This window comes from Flavobacterium sp. HJJ (genome assembly GCF_015351475.1).
In the GTDB taxonomy this organism is placed as follows: Bacteria; Bacteroidota; Bacteroidia; order Flavobacteriales; family Flavobacteriaceae; genus Flavobacterium; species Flavobacterium marginilacus.
On sequence record NZ_JADKPR010000012.1, the window covers coordinates 126,362 to 143,101 of the forward strand.

Below are 16,740 nucleotides of genomic sequence, written 5' to 3' on the forward strand. Positions count from 1 at the left end.
AGGGTGAAGTGTTTTTTAAAAAAATGAATTCCCTGTCTCAATAAAATGAAACAGGGAATTGTTTGTAATTTTTTTTGTATAAATCGTACTATGCCAAAAAAATGACTAACTTGATGATTTAAATATTATTGAGGATTTCTTTTATACTTCAAACTCGAATGTGTTCATTTATAATGGATTATTCTGTCTGCCTAAACTTATCTTTTGCTTTTTCTTTTCTTTAAAGAAAACAGCTATTCAGTGAAGATCAGGAATCATGTGTCTAAAAAAGTCAAATGTTTTTGATTCAAAAAAAACTAATAAGGGTGTTAAATACTGAGGTGAATTTACTCCATTCCTTCTAAATTGACAATTCTGTCAAATATTTCTTTTAAGAATATAACAAAAAACAGCAGACCGAAAGCAAAGATAAAATGATCACCAGTTATAGTCAAAGGAGCATCAAGGATATTATACAAACTCGGTATTATGATACATAATGATACTAAAAATCCTATCCAGGGATTTATTTTATTTATGATAGTTTTTAATCGCATGTTTATGTGGGTATTTAGTTCGTGGCTCATGATTTTTATGTTTTAGTTAAGTAAATATAGGATTAATGATACTGTTTTACTGAGCTGATGTCATAAGGTTGGATTTTGATGTCATGAAATGTTTTTATGCATGCATAGATTTTTGTTTCCATAGTTAACAGTTTTGCAGATAAAAAAATCTTCTCGTTTTGGGAGAAGATTTTTTGTCTTGTTTACTATTGTAACGGATGATGCAGGAGAAATATTATGACAGAATTTTTATTTTTTTGATAAAATCTTTATAGTTGTCGCTAAGATTGATTTTGCGGTTTCCTTTGAGAACAACAAGATTATCGGCAAGGACTATTTCTTCTATAGTATCGGAGTTTACGATGTAGTTTCTATGCGTTCTGATGAATTGGTTTTTATCAAGCAGTTCGCTTATTTTGGTTAACGAAATGAGTATAACAAATTTTTCTTTTTCAGTAATGATGTTGCAGTAGCGATCTTCGACTTCGATGTAAATAATGTCGTTTAGAGAAACTTTTTTAAGGGAATTTTTCTTTTTAATGAACAAATAATCACTGCTGATTACGGTGTCCTGGTCTTCACTCAGAAATACATTCGTCTGCTCATAAAATTTTTCGACAGCCATTTCCAGTGCGTAGAGAATTTCCAGTTCGTTGAAAGGTTTCATCAGGAAACTGAAAGGCTTGGTGAGCTTGGCTCTTTCAAAAATCTGGCGGTCTTGTGAGCTGGTCAAAAAAACAAACGGTTTAGATGCATTTGGCACAATGTTGATGGTTTCGGCAAAAGTAATACCGTCAGGTTTTCCGTCAAGGAATACATCTATCACTATTATATCCACACTGTTTTGATAGAATAATGTCAATGCGTCTGTGTAATTCTGGGCAACGCCCACAATGTTATACTTATTGGCCTGTAAAACTTTGCTCAGCGCTTCGCTTTGCTCAGGAGTGTCTTCTATGATAAGTACATTAATAGTATCCATTTTACACTGTTTTTGGGAACGTTAAAATCATTTTGGTTCCTTTACCAAGTTCGCTTTCTATAGCAAGTGTTCCTTCATTTTTCTTAATCATCTGTTTGCACAGCTGCATTCCTAGTCCAGTTCCTATAATCTCCGAATTGCTTTTCTTTGCCAGTAAATCATTGTCTTGAAGCAGCTCGTTTATAGTGTTTTGAGTCATTCCTAAACCATTATCTTCGATTATTAGCTGGCAGAAACCACTTTTTGTTTCAGACGTATAAAAACTGATTTTACCATTTTCTGGAGAAAATTTAATAGCATTATCGAGCAAGTTACGCAAAATAATTTTTAATGAATCAAGATCCACGAAGATAAAATTATTTTTTGAAACTGTATTGTCAAAAATGATGCTTTTGTCAATGAGCAATGGTTTATAATTGTATTCTATCTGCTGCACAATAGAGTGAAGGTGAACCGAATCTTTATGGAAATACAGTTGCTTGGTCTGCAGTAATGCCCAATGAAGCAGGTTGTCGAGCAGGCTGTAGGCACCGTTAGCTATTGCACTGTTTTGATGCAGGAGATGATCAAGTTCATTGTAGTTTTTGGTCTCCAATGATGCAGTCAGTTTGGTGTTGCTTGTTTTTAAGGCATTCACAGATGACCGTAAATCATGGCTTACAATAGAGAACAACTGATCTTTGGTAGCGTTGAGTTTGTCCAGTTTTTCTTTCTGGATGAGAATAATTTTGGCGTTTTTTACCTTTTGTGCATACATATATACACCGCCTACGAGAATTAACAATAAACCCAATGTTGAAACAAACATAGTTTTTCGCTGGGTTTCTTTTAGTTTGTTCTCTACTTTGAGTACTGAGATTTGTTTTTGTTTTTGCGCAACCGCATATTTTTTTTCGTAGTCTGCGAGTGCCCAGACTTTGTTTTGGTTGTTGAGAGAATCTTTCCATTGCTCAGATTCTTTTCTGTAAATTAAGGCTTGTTTGTAGTTACCTCTATTTTCTTCAACAACTGCCATGTTTAATGAAGCATTTTTTTTTCTTCCGTAATCATTTATTTTTTTAGATAAAATATAAGCTTTTTGGAAATAAGGAATTGCTTGTCGGTCTTTGTATTGCAAATAATATAAATTGGCAATATCCATATATAAGCTAATAAGTGATACCTCGTCTTTTTCTTTTTCTTGCAATTGCAGACTCTTAAAGAAGTATATTTCTGCTTTTATGAATTGACTGAGATGTAAATAACAAATACCTAGATTTTGATAAATTATACTTTTTTTATAGTCTTGATTATTACTGATTGGAATTTTTTCTATTTCTTTAAAATATTGAATAGCCTTTTCGAATTCTTTTAATTCTATAGAAGCGTCTCCTTTATTTTTGTTGACTAAAGTATAAAATATAAATTTTTTGTTAACAAAATTTAATTCGTTTATTGCTTCTTTAAATAATTTTTTTTCAATGAAGCTGTAACCTCTAAAAAAATGACAGTAATCTGCTAATTCTTTTTTCTTACTAGAGTTTAATTGTTTCATAGAATATACTAAACTTGAGTCCCAATTTTTTTTTAAAAAAAAATATGATGCCTTATTAAAATTGAGTTCTTTTGAGAATTCAATTTCTTTTTTCTTTAACATTTCGTTTAATTGTTTATTTGATTGTTGTGCAAACAACATTAAAGGAAAGTAAATAAACATTAAAAGTAAAAAGTGGTTATTCGATGGCATTATTCTTTTTTTGTTAGATACTTTAGTTAAGAAGACATCGTTTACTTAATGATTTCCTATATTAAGTAAACGATGTGAAGATTATAGTTTGCAAATGTTAAAAGAAATCTATCTTCCTACATCTGTTACAGTACCTCTAGAAGTCTCAGGATCTAAATTTACCATATAGGACATAACAGTTGTTATTTCACCAACAGTAGGAGAGGTGTAATCAAGTTCTACGTACCATACATCGCAGGTTTCTGGAGTCTCCATTGAGAAATTATAATCGTAATTTATCGTCAAAACGCCGTCTTTTTCTACTGGAGGCTCTACAAAAGGAGCATCAGGGATTTCGGAGTTCATGTACAATGTAGCTCTCACTTTTAGTGTTAATGGTCCGTCTTTTGGTGTGTAGAATTTTGCTGATACCAATGGAGCTACAGGATAGTCAACTTGATCTGGCTGTAGGAAAGTGAATACTTCGGTATTGATTTTGGTCGTTTGGACAGTTGGGTAAGGGGTAAACGAAAGCTCTTTTGTAGAATCGCACATAGTTTTTTTGTTTAGGGGTTAAATGTTAATAAATTTGGGTTAAAGATATTTTTTTTCTTTGAATTATGTGTAAATAATTTATTATTTTTTACGATGTTGTTGATTTATTCTGTTAAAAACTTAGGAAATATTTTTAATATTGTAAGAAAAAAGGTGTCTAATGATTAAATTTAGGATATTTCAGATAAAATTAGTTTTGCTTATTTATAATATATGAATATGTTAATTAGTTGAAAATGATAATGCTTTAAATAGGAGTGCTTTTAATCTGTGTTTTCAAAAATTATACTTAGAAGTTTTTAATTTGAGGGAATTAAAATACGGAGAAATATGGAAATTAATTAAACATGAAAAACCCCGTTTTGCAATTGCAAAACGGGGTTTTTTCTATAAATAAACCTTTAGTAAACTAAGATCGGATTACTCTTTTTTCTCCTCACGCGGAGGTCTTGGAACAAGTGCTTTTTTAGACACTTTTTCTTTTTTGGTTTTTGGATCTACTCCTAAGTATTTCACTTGGAATACATCTCCCATTTTTACAACGTCAGCAACATTTTCAGTGCGTTCCCAAGCTAACTCAGATACGTGTAGTAAAACTTCGTTTCCTGGAGCTGCAGTATATTCTACAACGGCACCAAAATCCAGCATTTTGATTACTTTCACTTCGTATGCTTCACCCATTTGCGGTTTGAAAGTGATAGAAGCAATTTTTGCTAATACTGCTTCAATTCCAGCAGGGTCAGTTCCAAGGATTTCGATCACACCCTGTTCGTCTACTTCATTTATAACGATTGTAGTTCCAGTAGCTTTTTGTAATTCCTGAATTACTTTTCCGCCAGGTCCAATCAATGCACCAATAAAGTTTCCAGGAATAGTTCTTGTGATGATTTTTGGAGCATGTGCTTTTACGTCAGGTCTTGGTGCAGCAATTGTTTCAGTGATTTTTCCTAAAATATGCATACGGCCGTCACGTGCTTGTGCTAATGCCTGCTCCATAATGTCATAACGTAATCCATCAATTTTGATGTCCATTTGACAAGCGGTAATACCGTCAGCAGTTCCAGTTACTTTAAAGTCCATATCTCCTAAGTGATCTTCGTCACCTAAAATATCAGACAATACAGCAAACTTCTCGCCGTCAGTAATCAATCCCATAGCAATTCCAGAAACTGGTTTTACCATTTGAACGCCAGCATCTAAAAGTGCCATTGTTCCAGCACAAACTGTTGCCATAGAAGAAGAACCGTTAGATTCCAATACTTCAGAAACAACACGGATAGTATAAGGACAATCAGCAGGAATCATGTTTTTCAAAGCTCTTTGGGCTAAGTTACCGTGACCTACTTCTCTTCTTGAAGTTCCTCTTAATGGTTTTGCTTCACCAGTAGAAAAAGGAGGGAAGTTATAGTGTAAGTAGAATTTCTCTTCACCTTGTTCAGATGGAGAATCGATTTGGTTTGCTTCTCTGGAAGTTCCCAAAGTTACTGTAGCCAAAGCTTGAGTTTCTCCACGTGTAAATAAAGAGGAACCGTGAACTCTTGGTAAATAATCCGTTTCACACCAGATTGGTCTGATATCGGTTGTTTTTCTTCCGTCTAAGCGAATGCCTAATTCTAATACTACGTTACGAACCGCTTCTTTGTTGGTTTTGTAGAAATATTTAGAAACTAAATCTCCATCAGCAGCTAATTCTTCTTCAGTAAACAAAGCTTTAACTTCTTCTTTTACTTCAGCAAATGCTGCACTTCTTTCGTGTTTAGCCGATCCAACTTTTGCGATAGCATAAATTTTATCGTAAGCTGCTGTTTTTACTTTTTTGTAAATATCTTCGTTTTCTTTTTCACCTTCGTAAGTACGAGTTTCTTTTTTACCAAAAGCTTCTTGTAAACGATATTGAGCCTGAATTTGAACTTTGATAGCTTCGTGAGCAAATTTAATTGCTTCTACCATTTCAGCTTCTGAAATTTCTTTCATCTCGCCTTCAACCATAGCTACAGAATCCATAGAAGCTCCGATCATCATATCGATATCAGATTTTTCTAAATCTTCTCTGCTTGGATTGATAACTAATTTTCCGTCGATACGTGCAACACGAACTTCAGAAATCAGGTTGTAAAATGGAATGTCTGAAACTGCTAATGCTGCAGAAGCGGCTAAACCAGCCAATGCATCCGGCATTACTTCTTCGTCATGAGACATTAATTGAATCATAACCTGTGTTTCAGCATGGTAGTCGTCTGGGAAAAGCGGACGCAGTACACGGTCTACTAATCTCATTGTTAATACTTCGCTGTCGCTTGGACGGGCTTCTCTTTTGAAGAAACCTCCAGGGAAACGGCCGGCTGCGGCGAATTTTTCGCGGTAATCTACCGTTAATGGTAAAAAATCAACGCCTGGGTTGCTGGTGCGGGCTGAAACTGCTGTTGCAAGTATCATCGTGTCGCCCATCCTTACTACTACAGAACCATCTGCTTGTTTTGCTAAACGTCCTGTCTCGATTGTGATGCTTCTGCCATCACCTAAATCGATTTTTTCTACAAATAATTGTGGAATCATAAATTTTTTCTTATTGATTATACAATGGGTTTTAGTTGTGTTGTTAGTTGTAGTTGTTGCGTAGTTAATGCCTAAAACCCAATGAAAAACCAAACTTTTTTAAAAGAAACTGCCAAAAGACAAAAGTCAGAAGGGATTAATCAGAAGTGTAAAACTTCTCGTATTTCGGCTATTGGCTTGAGCCAGCTGCCTTTTTTTGTAAAAACAAAAAGAGGCACTTTCGCACCTCTTTATTATATTGATTATTTTCTAATACCCAATACTTTGATAATTTCACGATATCTGTTGATCTCTGTTTTCTTCAAGTAATCTAACAAAGCTCTTCTTTTACCTACTAATAGTACCAATGAACGCTCAGTGTTAAAATCGTGACGATTTTTTTTCAAGTGCTCAGTAAGGTGAGTAATTCTGTAAGTGAATAACGCGATTTGACCTTCAGCAGATCCAGTGTTTTCTGCTTTTCCTCCGTGTTTAGCGAAGATTTCTTCTTTAACTTCTTTAGTTAAGTACATTTTAATATTATTTAAATGATTATTATGTATGTCATACAGCTATTGTAAGACGGGTGCAAAAGTAAGTAATAATTATGAATTGTGAATTATGAATTGTGAATTATTTTAATGTGCGTTTTGGATTGTAATAGGTAAAGTGTAAAGACAATTTACTTTTTGTCCTTTTTGTTCTCCTGGATTCCAATTTTCACAATTTGTTAAAACACGTAATGCTTCGTCACCAGTTCCGTAACCAATATCTTTGATTAGCTTTGGCTGTATTATTTTACCGTCTTTGCCGACTGTAAATCTGACGTAAATTTTACCTGACAAAGACAAAGATCTGGCATTGTATGGCATTGTATAATTTTGGCCTATGTATTTGTAGAAATTCATAATTCCTTTTTTGGGTTCAGGTTTTTTTTCTAAAATTGTGTAAACAGTTTCTATATTATTTTCATCCACCGTTTTTCCCGAAATAAATTGGCCATCTTTATAACTTTCTGTGTATTTTATTTTTGGGTTAATTATCCAGCCAGACCAAATGCCATCTTTGAATCCGTCTTTAATGCTCCCAGTTCCAAAAAATTTCTCATCACTTTCCTCATAGACGCCATTTCCGTCTATTACTTTTTGTACTCCGTCTGCATTCCAAAATTGATTAATTTTATATTTATTGTTTTCCTTTTTATCTGTATTGTCTGAAATGTATTCTCCTTCTAGTTTGTAATTTCCATTTTCATACCATCTGTATTCTTTGCCATTTGGATGGTTATTAACAAAATTTAAAACTGATTTTTTATTTCCGTTTTCATAAAAAAAAACACATTGCCCTTCTTTTGTAAGGTGCTCATTTGTTGTTGATGTTCCTTTCATAAATGTTTTCCCTGATTTATAATAATCATTGATTTCGTAGATTTTTTTTCTTGTATTGTAATCTTTGATTATTCGGATATAGACATAATCTTGATTGCTTGTTTCAGTGAAGAGCGAATCCAATAAAATGGCTTTGTCATTTGGAGAAATTTGTGAAAAAGATAATTTTGGCACAAAAAGGAATAATATAGAAAATAAAATTAGTCTCATTTTTTGGTTTGGTTAATGTTTTTTATCTGAATAAAGATTTTTGTAAAATTATAATTCTGTTTTGTAAATATAAAATTACAATTATTTTTATAAAAAAGAAAGGCTGATTAAACTAACCAGCCTTTCTTTTTATTATGCTTTGAGCGCGTAATCTTAAAACAACTTTGCAATTTCCTGATTCACAAATTCCAAAAAGCGTTCATCTTCTTCTGTAAACGGATCGATTACATGGCTGTCAATATCAATTTGGCCAATGTTTTCGCCGTTCACAAAAAGAGGTACTACGATTTCTGACTTTACTGTAAAACTGCACGCAATATAATTGTCCTGTGCGCTTACATCTGGAACGACAAAATTATTATTGGAAACCGCAACTTGTCCGCATATGCCTTTTCCGAATGGAATAACAGTATGATCGGTTTCAGCTCCCACATACGGACCAAGGTGAAGTGTTTTGGTCTCATGATTAGCAAAATAAAAGCCTACCCAGTTGTAGTAAGAAATGGATTCGCTCAAAAGCCGGCATATAGACAAGAGTTTTTCGTCTCTGCTAAGAGTTGTATTTAATGTTATTTCGGTTACTTTTGGCTGTAGTTCTTGAAAAGTCATGTTTTATTATTTTTATACAAAAGTATTTAAAGCTGATTCTTTAATTGCATAAATTTGACAAAAAATAATTTTGAAAAAATATTTCCAACAGTATAAACCTTTTTTAATTTTTTTAGCCGCTTTTTTTGGCTGCTATATTGTACTGACGTTTCTCTATCAGTCTTTTTTGAATAGCTTCGATACTAATGCTGTAGATACAATAACTCAGGCAGTTGCCCAAAATTCAGAAAAAGCGGTTTCTTGGTTTTTCATGCGCATTCAGGCAGAAAGTATTATTAATGAACCTTTTGTTAGAATATATTTTCAAAATCAATACATTGTCACAATAGTGGAAGGCTGTAACGGTATAAGTGTAATTATTTTATTTATTTCTTTTATTGTCGCCTTCTCGGGAAGTCTAAAGAATACGATGCTTTTTATTTTCGGCGGAACTTTATTGATTTATATTCTCAATGTTTTACGTATTGCCCTGCTGATAGTTTTGATGTATTATTTTCCAGAAGAAAAGCATTTGTTACACAATGTTTTATTTCCGGCGATAATTTATGGAACGGTTTTTATTTTATGGATTATTTGGGTGAATAAATTCTCGAAATATGCTAAATAAAGTACTTCAAAATAAAAAACATATTTTTTTTACAGTTGTATTAGTGTCTTTGTTAATGCTTGTAAGAGCTTTTGAACAGCAGTTATTTTATGACCCTTTCTTGGTTTATTTTAATGGTGATTATTTAAAATTACCGCTGCCAGAGTTTAATTCTGGATTGCTTTTTTTGGGATTATTGCTTCGTTTTTCTTTAAACACTGTATTATCACTGGGTATTCTTTATTTGCTTTTCAAGGATAGAGAAATGATTTTATTTGCTGCTGTTTTGTATGCTTTGCTTTTCGTGATTCTAATAATCGCTTTTTTTTCCATTGTCTTTTTCTTTAAAAATGAAGAGAATTTAATACTCTTTTATGTCCGTCGTTTTTTGATTCAGCCTTTGTTTGTAATTGTTTTTATTCCAGCGTTTTATTTTCAGAAACTTAATAAATACTAGTTGTTATTTTGTATCTTTAGTATGAATTTGATAAACTTATCTTTTAAATTCAGGAAAGATGAAAATTGTAAAGCATTCGAAAGCTGTTGTTGATTTTAATCGTTTAAAATTGAAAGATTCTCTGCTGAAATCTGGAGCATCCCCTGATATAGTTGACGAAGTTTTGCAGATAATTGAAAGAGAAGTGTATGAAGGAATTTCGACTAAATACATTTATAAAATGGCTTTTAGTCTTCTTAAAAAAGTTTCTAAATCACATGCCGCCCGATATAATTTGAGAGAATCTATCCGATCACTGGGTCCGGCAGGTTTCTTTTTTGAAAAATTTATCGCTCGTCTTTTTACTGCTGAAGGCTGCGAGACAAAAGTTGGTCTTATTTTGCAGGGCAAATGCGTTTCCCATGAAATTGATGTTCTGATTAAAAAGGATAATGTGATTTCTATGATTGAGTGCAAATTTCATGTTGGGCAGGATGCTGCTACTGATGTGAAAGTGCCGATGTATATTTTTTCCCGATTCAATGACTTAAAGGATAAAAAACACGAAATATTTTCTAAAAAAGACAGTATCTCTAAATGTTTTATCGTAACTAATAATCGCTTTACTTCTGATGCTGTTAGTTTTGCGCAATGTTCGGGAATCAATTTACTGAGCTGGGATTATCCATTGGCCAATAATCTGAAGACAAAAATAGACAGTCATCATTTATATCCCATAACTTGTTTAACAACTTTGACTCTTTTGGAAAAAGATAAACTATTGATTTTGGGTATTATTTTGGTCAAAGAAATTATTAATAATCGTGCAGATTTAGAAAAAATAGGTTTGAGTCCTAATCGAATAAGAAATGTATTGAAAGAAGCTTCTGAGTTGTGCCGCCTATAAAGTGGGCAATGATTTTTAGAAACTTAGCATTCTTAGTAACTTAAAGAATAATAACATGAAAATCACTTGTATTGGCGGAGTAGGAACAGTTACAGGGTCCAAAACTTTGGTAGAAAGTAATGGTGTTCGTATTTTGATAGACTGCGGGCAGTTTCAAGGATTAAAATCTTTGAGGGAGCTCAATTGGGAACCATTGCCAATTTTGCCTTCGACTATAGATTTTGTTTTGCTTACTGGTCATCTGGATCATTGTGGCTGGCTGCCACGATTGGTTAACCAAGGTTTTGACGGTAAAATATATTGTACAAGTCCAACGAAAGATATCACCAAACTGATACTTTTGGACAGTGCCAAAATTCAGGAAGAAGAAGCAAAGATGGCTAACGAGGGGAGATATTCGAAACATGAAATTGCAGAGCCTTTGTATACAGTTGCCCAGGCAGAAAAAGTTTTTCCACATTTCAAGGTGATTAGTCCGAATGAAAGTGTTGCATTAGATGCTGAGATTGAAGCTGTTTTTACTAATGCGGGTCATATTCTTGGAGCATGCAGTATAGAGCTTAGACTCGAAAACAAAGCTGTTGTTTTTTCGGGTGATATTGGAAGGGATAATGATTTGCTTATGTTTTCACCAGTAAAACCTAAAAAAGGTGATTATGTTTTCCTTGAAAGTACTTATGGAAATCGTATTCATCCAGATACCGATCCAAAAACTGCGTTAGAGATGTACATTAACAATACAATTCAAAAGGGAGGGACAGTAATAGTGCCTAGTTTTGCAGTTGAACGCGCTCAAAGTGTGATGTATCTGCTATGGCAGCTGAAGGAAGAAAAAAGAATTCCTGATATTCCTTATATTTTGGATACACCGATGGGAATTGGCATGCTGGAGCTTTTTGCCAATAATAAAAAATGGCATCGTCTGCATCAGGAAGAGTTTACCTCGATGTGTAAAATGTTTAGCATGATTTCGGATTATAAAGAAACAATAGAAGTCATTTATAATAAACAGCCAAAAGTAGTAATCGCTGCAAGCGGTATGGTTACTGGAGGAAGAGTTCTGAGTTATTTAGAACGGTATGTTGGACTGGCTGAAACTACAGTAGTTATTATTGGATATCAGGGTGAAGGTACTCGGGGCAGACAAATGCTCGAAGGTGCAGCAGATATAAAAATACGCGGAAAATATTATGAGGTTAAAGCCAAAGTGGTAGAAATCGAAACCCTGTCGGCTCACGGTGATCAAAAGGATTTAATTAATTGGCTTTCAGATTTGGAACAGAAACCTAAAAAAGTTTTTTTGGTTCACGGAGAAAATGAACCGGCCGATGAACTTAGAAAGAAAATTCAGGAAAAATATGGTTTTGATTGTGTTATTCCTATGATGGGGCAGGAGTATGAATTGTAGATTTGGTTTTCTTTAAAAAAATTAACAGAAATTTGATTTTTATAAGCCTTATTAATCCTAATTTTGCAGTATGAAATTTAAGAAGCACATAAGTATATTTTTGGCTGTTCTATTATTGGTTTCCAATGCAGGACTGGCTTTCAATGTGCATTATTGCGGAGGGAAAATCTCTGCTGTTTCTTTGAATTCACCTTTGCCGTCATTAAAAAGTGAAAAAGGCTGCTGTGGTGAAAAAATAGCTGACAAAAAAGACAAATGCTGTAAAGACAAAAAAATCGTCTTTCAGAAAAAAGCAGATAATGGAGTTGTAAAGTCATTTTCTTTCCAGTTTGATTATGCTTTTGTAATTCCTGAAACACATTCGTTTGTTTTTACCGCTGCAGATAATTTCAAAAATAATACTGCTCTTACTTATTACTGCGATGCCAATGCACCGCCGCTTTTCAAGCTGTACAGCCAATACCTCCTTTACGATAAGTTGTAATGTTTAATTGGAGCTGAATCCTTGTTTTTGGATTTGGCAGTATTAACATTATAATCTTAATCATGAAAACATACAGAATATTAATTTTTCTGCTCTTGATTACTGCTTTTAATTCTTATTCGCAAGATACTTTGCGTGAAATTAAAGTGCAGTCCAAACGCAAGAGTCTGCAGAAATCATACACCTTAACTGGTAATACAGCATTAGTTACCAAAAAAGAACTCCTCAAAGCGGCCTGTTGTAATCTGGCCGAAAGCTTTGAAACCAATCCTTCCATTGATGTTAGCTTTTCGGACGCGCTGACAGGAACTAAACAAATCAAAATGCTGGGGCTGACAAGTCCTTACCTGATGATGACACAGGAAAATATTCCGTCTGTGCGCGGCGCTTCTCAGGTTTATGGTCTCTCGTTTACACCAGGGCCGTGGATAGAAAGTATTCAAATTACAAAAGGCGCTGGAAGTGTAGTGAATGGATACGAAAGCATTTCGGGACAAATCAATACCGAATTGATAAAACCAATGTCGGAAGTACCATTTTTACTGAATCTTTACGGTTCTACCGATTCTCGTTTTGAACTAAATGCCGATTTCAATCACAAACTTTCCGATAAATGGGCGACAAGTTTACTGCTTCACGGCAATATGCGAAATTCCAAAATGGATAATAACGATGACGGTTTTCTTGATAATCCGCTGCAGAAACAGTTTAATCTGCTCAATCGTTACCAATATTATAATCCTGAAACGGGCTGGGTGAGTTTCATTAATCTTCAGTATATGAACGATACGAAGCAAATGGGGCAAATCAGTTTCAATCCCGATACGGATAAAGGGACAACTAATTCCTGGGGTTCTGAAATCGATACTCAAAAGATTGATGTTTCTACCAAAATAGGCTATGTTTTTAAGGATATGCCTTTTCAGAGTTTTGGTTTTCAAAATGCTTTTTCCAGTTATGATCAAAATTCGTATTTTGGGCTGAGAAACTACAATATCAGGCAGAACAGCTTTTATTCAAATCTGATTTTTAATTCGATTATCAATAATGAAAAAAACAAGTTTGCTGCAGGCTTGAATTTTACTTACGACAGTTATAGTGAGTTTTACAATACTTCAGATTACAGCAGAATAGATAATACCGTCGGGGCTTTTTTTGAATATACTTATGATAATCAGGATAATTTTAGTTTCATTCTTGGAGGCCGTGCTGATTATGGGAATCGTCTGGGAGTTTTTGCAACACCAAGAGTACATGTCAAATACAATCCGTGGGAGAAAGGAGTCTTGAGAGTTTCGGCAGGGAGAGGAAAACGTTCGGCTAATATTTTTGCCGAAAATCAGACTTTGTTTGCCAGTTCCAGAACTTTTGATATCATAAATGCCGGTGGTAAATTATACGGTTTAGATCCGGAAATTGCCTGGAACTATGGATTAAGTTTTATGCAGGGTTTCAAATTGTTTAACCGAAACGGCGATATTACTGCAGACTTTTACAGAACCAATTTTCAGAATCAGGTAGTAGCTGATGTTATGCAGAGTCCGCAGCAGGTGATTTTTCATAATCTGGACGGTGCTTCTTTTGCCAACAGTTTTCAGCTGGAATTTAATTATGAATTGGCAAAACGTCTGGAACTGCGTTCAGCTTACAAATATTATGACATCAAAACCGATTATCTGTCCGGAGAATATCAAAGGCCTCAGCAGGCAGCTCATCGTTTCTTTGGGAATTTAGGATATGAAACAATCAGAAAGGATAAAGGACAGCAATGGAAATTTGATTTTACCTACAATTGGATTGGAGAACAGCAATTGCCTTATACAGCTTCAAATCCTGTGGCTTATCAGCTTCCGGAACATTCACCAGCTTATTCTCTGATGAATGCTCAAATTACCAGAGTTTTTTCTCCTAATTTTGAAGTATATGCAGGAGGAGAGAATGTCGGTAATTACACTCAAAACCCTGCAATTGTAGATTCGCAGAATCCTTTTGGTCCTTATTTTGATGCCAGCATTGTGTATGCGCCGGTATTTGGACAGATGTATTACGCGGGTTTACGATTTAAAATAAGATAAGTGTCAATGGCAATGTCAAAAACCAATTGACAATTTCAATGTCAATGTCAAAATTTAAATTAAAAAAACAATAATAATTTAGTCTTCAAGTCTTGACTCCTCGCCTTCGGGAAGGGCTGGAGTGGAGTTTTAACAATTTTTAATATTAAATAAAATGAAAGCAAATATTCAAAAAAACAGTAATAACAATATGATAAAAAATGTGTTTTTAGTTTTACTAATGACTGTATTCGTATTTTCGGCTCAAGGTCAAGAAAAGAAAAACAAAAATGCCAAATACACAACCGAAGTAAATGGTAACTGCGAGCAATGCCAAAAAAGAATACAAAAGGCTGCTTATTCGGTTCCGGGAGTAAAATCGGCTTCATGGGATGTGGGGACACATCAGCTGAACTTGATAATCAATGAAGAAAAATGTTCTTTGATGGATGTTAAAAAAGCAGTTGCCAAAGTAGGCCACGATACCGATTCGGTTAAATCTACTAAGGAAGATTATGATAATCTGCATTCCTGCTGTCAGTACGAAAGACTGAAATAAGGATTTAAGCAATTTTCCTGCTGTATAAAAGTTTTTATGTAACTAAATATGTTGCTTTTCTAAAATATAAAAAGCACCAAAATAAGAGTCTTATTCTGGTGTTTTTTTTGTTTTTTATTCGTTAATAAAACTTTAAAATAAGTTATAGTATTGTGGTTCACCTAAATTATTATTACTTTCACCGCTTAAACAAAAACAAAAATTTATGAATAATTTTGAATGGACCCAATTAGTAAATCCTGAATTTTATATAACATTTACAATTGGTGGCATTCAACTGGGTTTGTACATTGTTTTATTCATTGTTTTTGCCGAAACTGGTCTTTTTGCCGGTTTTTTTCTCCCTGGTGACAGTCTGCTTTTTCTTGCCGGAATCTATAGCCGTGATCTGGTTCAGAATGTGATTTATATCGAAAGCGATTTTGTAAATCTTTTGATCCTTTCATCGCTGGTGGCGCTTTCGGGCATTTTTGGGAACATGGTGGGGTATTGGTTTGGTGCTAAGAGCGGGTATTATTTATACAACAGAGAAGACACGCTTTTGTTTAAGAAAAAATATTTACTTCAGGCTAAGGAGTTTTTCGAAAAGCACGGAGGGAAAGCTATTATATATGCACGTTTCCTGCCTATTGTAAGAACTTTTGCTCCAATCGTGGCGGGTATCGGTTCGATGGACAAAAAGAAGTTTATGTTTTTTAATGTATTGAGTTCGGTTTTATGGTCATTCGTTTTGATTTTCTCAGGACATTATCTTTACGGAATGTTTTTGGAGATGGGGATTGACTTAAAAGAGCACATTGAAAAAATAGTTATCGGAATTATATTGATATCCACTTTGCCTGTTTTCTTAAAGATGATTAAGAAAAAAGTAGTTCATCATGAATAATCTTAAACTTTAAAAAATAAAATAGACCGTCTTGTTTTAACTAAGCAAGGCGGTTTTTTTGTGTATATTAGCGAGTAACAATTATTTGATAGTAATAATATAATTATAATCAATGTCAAGATAATATGAGACTATTAATAATGCTATTATTTACTTTACCCTTTAATGCGCAAATTCTTAATTATGAAATGATTAAGCGTGAAATCCTAAGTGATGTACTTCGGATAGAAACAATTAAAGATGGAAAAGTCTTTATTGTTTCTAAAATTGATTCATCAAAGGTAGAATATCTATTAAAGCCACTACTTGAAAAACCATACGTAAGTAATTTTAATAGTAATGGTGAAAGTTTTATGTTAACTAACAGTGATATAAAATATTTAGCTCAAAAAATGAGAGAACAATATGATGCTGAATGGAAAGAAGAAGATTTTAATAATCGAGAAATTATCAAACAATCGGAAATATTGCAATATCTAAAAAGAGATAATAAAAATCAGGTAGTGATTATATCCAATCCTATATTTATTAAAAATGATGATACCGTTTTTCTTTATTTTGCCAATTTATGTTGTGGTGAAATTAATTATCCAAACTTAGCTCTTTATAAAAAGATAAATGGAATATGGAAAAAATGGTTTCAAATTAATGATAATAGTAATTAAAAACATTGCTGTCAATAGTTGCAACAACGGATTTGGAAGTTTGCTTAAAAAAAGTTGATTTTGTATTTAAAATGATTTGGTAAATCTGAAAATAGGGTTTAATTGAGCTTCAAACCAGATGATAGTAGTGTGATGATATCAACAGAATAATTTTAGAGTCATGCCATAAAAAAAATCCGCCAAGAAAATTTCAAGGCGGATTTTATTTTTAAAACGGGAATTGATT

Annotated in this window: 17 protein-coding genes; 9 read left to right on the plus strand and 8 right to left on the minus strand. The window is 33.5% G+C overall.

Annotated features, from left to right (window positions below):
* Nucleotides 1–326: 326 nt before the first annotated feature.
* From IRZ80_RS11400 to IRZ80_RS11435, 8 genes are all read right to left on the minus strand, one after another.
* Entirely contained in the window at nt 327–566 is a 240-nt protein-coding gene (locus tag IRZ80_RS11400) for a hypothetical protein (protein ID WP_194641684.1), read from the minus strand.
* Nucleotides 567–780: 214 nt separating this feature from the next.
* Nucleotides 781–1,527: a LytR/AlgR family response regulator transcription factor gene (locus IRZ80_RS11405; protein WP_194641685.1), complete on the minus strand. Its 747-nt coding sequence runs from the start codon at nt 1,525–1,527 to the stop codon at nt 781–783.
* Nucleotide 1,528: 1 nt separating this feature from the next.
* Nucleotides 1,529–3,061: an ATP-binding protein gene (locus tag IRZ80_RS11410; RefSeq protein ID WP_228520885.1), complete on the minus strand. Its 1,533-nt coding sequence runs from the start codon at nt 3,059–3,061 to the stop codon at nt 1,529–1,531.
* A gap of 300 nt (nt 3,062–3,361) precedes the next feature.
* The gene (locus tag IRZ80_RS11415; RefSeq protein WP_194641687.1) at nt 3,362–3,787 is read right to left on the minus strand and encodes a hypothetical protein; all 426 of its coding nucleotides are present in this window, start codon (nt 3,785–3,787) and stop codon (nt 3,362–3,364) included.
* Between the two features lie 420 nt (nt 3,788–4,207).
* Nucleotides 4,208–6,343: a polyribonucleotide nucleotidyltransferase gene (locus IRZ80_RS11420; RefSeq protein WP_194641688.1), complete on the minus strand. Its 2,136-nt coding sequence runs from the start codon at nt 6,341–6,343 to the stop codon at nt 4,208–4,210.
* A 242-nt stretch (nt 6,344–6,585) separates the two neighbouring features.
* Entirely contained in the window at nt 6,586–6,855 is a 270-nt protein-coding gene (gene rpsO / locus IRZ80_RS11425) for a 30S ribosomal protein S15 (RefSeq protein ID WP_194641689.1), read from the minus strand.
* Nucleotides 6,856–6,960: 105 nt separating this feature from the next.
* Nucleotides 6,961–7,920: an energy transducer TonB gene (locus IRZ80_RS11430; RefSeq protein WP_194641690.1), complete on the minus strand. Its 960-nt coding sequence runs from the start codon at nt 7,918–7,920 to the stop codon at nt 6,961–6,963.
* Nucleotides 7,921–8,073: 153 nt separating this feature from the next.
* On the minus strand, nt 8,074–8,529 hold the full coding sequence (locus tag IRZ80_RS11435) for a GAF domain-containing protein (protein ID WP_194641691.1): 456 nt from the start codon (nt 8,527–8,529) through the stop codon (nt 8,074–8,076).
* Between the two features lie 70 nt (nt 8,530–8,599).
* Between IRZ80_RS11435 and xrtF the strand changes: the two genes are divergently transcribed.
* The 9 genes from xrtF to IRZ80_RS11480 all read left to right on the plus strand — a co-directional run bounded on the left by xrtF (nt 8,600) and on the right by IRZ80_RS11480 (nt 16,514).
* Complete coding sequence (gene xrtF / locus IRZ80_RS11440) at nt 8,600–9,136, plus strand: exosortase family protein XrtF (RefSeq protein ID WP_194641692.1); 537 nt, start codon at nt 8,600–8,602, stop codon at nt 9,134–9,136.
* Nucleotides 9,126–9,572, plus strand: coding sequence for an exosortase F system-associated membrane protein (locus IRZ80_RS11445; RefSeq protein ID WP_194641693.1), 447 nt, complete (start codon nt 9,126–9,128; stop codon nt 9,570–9,572). The genes xrtF and IRZ80_RS11445 overlap by 11 nt, the downstream gene beginning before the upstream one ends.
* Before the next feature lie 58 nt (nt 9,573–9,630).
* Nucleotides 9,631–10,458, plus strand: coding sequence for a restriction endonuclease (locus tag IRZ80_RS11450; protein ID WP_194641694.1), 828 nt, complete (start codon nt 9,631–9,633; stop codon nt 10,456–10,458).
* Between the two features lie 55 nt (nt 10,459–10,513).
* Nucleotides 10,514–11,866, plus strand: a complete 1,353-nt coding sequence (locus IRZ80_RS11455; RefSeq protein WP_194641695.1) for an MBL fold metallo-hydrolase RNA specificity domain-containing protein — start codon at nt 10,514–10,516, stop codon at nt 11,864–11,866.
* 70 nt (nt 11,867–11,936) lie between these two features.
* Nucleotides 11,937–12,350, plus strand: a complete 414-nt coding sequence (locus IRZ80_RS11460) for an HYC_CC_PP family protein (protein ID WP_194641696.1) — start codon at nt 11,937–11,939, stop codon at nt 12,348–12,350.
* A 62-nt stretch (nt 12,351–12,412) separates the two neighbouring features.
* On the plus strand, nt 12,413–14,425 hold the full coding sequence (locus tag IRZ80_RS11465; RefSeq protein ID WP_194641697.1) for a TonB-dependent receptor plug domain-containing protein: 2,013 nt from the start codon (nt 12,413–12,415) through the stop codon (nt 14,423–14,425).
* Between the two features lie 154 nt (nt 14,426–14,579).
* Nucleotides 14,580–14,963 (plus strand): heavy-metal-associated domain-containing protein, encoded by a 384-nt coding sequence (locus tag IRZ80_RS11470; protein WP_228520886.1) that lies wholly within the window; start codon nt 14,580–14,582, stop codon nt 14,961–14,963.
* 205 nt (nt 14,964–15,168) lie between these two features.
* The gene (locus IRZ80_RS11475) at nt 15,169–15,849 is read left to right on the plus strand and encodes a DedA family protein (protein WP_194641698.1); all 681 of its coding nucleotides are present in this window, start codon (nt 15,169–15,171) and stop codon (nt 15,847–15,849) included.
* Between the two features lie 125 nt (nt 15,850–15,974).
* On the plus strand, nt 15,975–16,514 hold the full coding sequence (locus IRZ80_RS11480; RefSeq protein WP_194641699.1) for a hypothetical protein: 540 nt from the start codon (nt 15,975–15,977) through the stop codon (nt 16,512–16,514).
* Nucleotides 16,515–16,740: the final 226 nt, after the last annotated feature.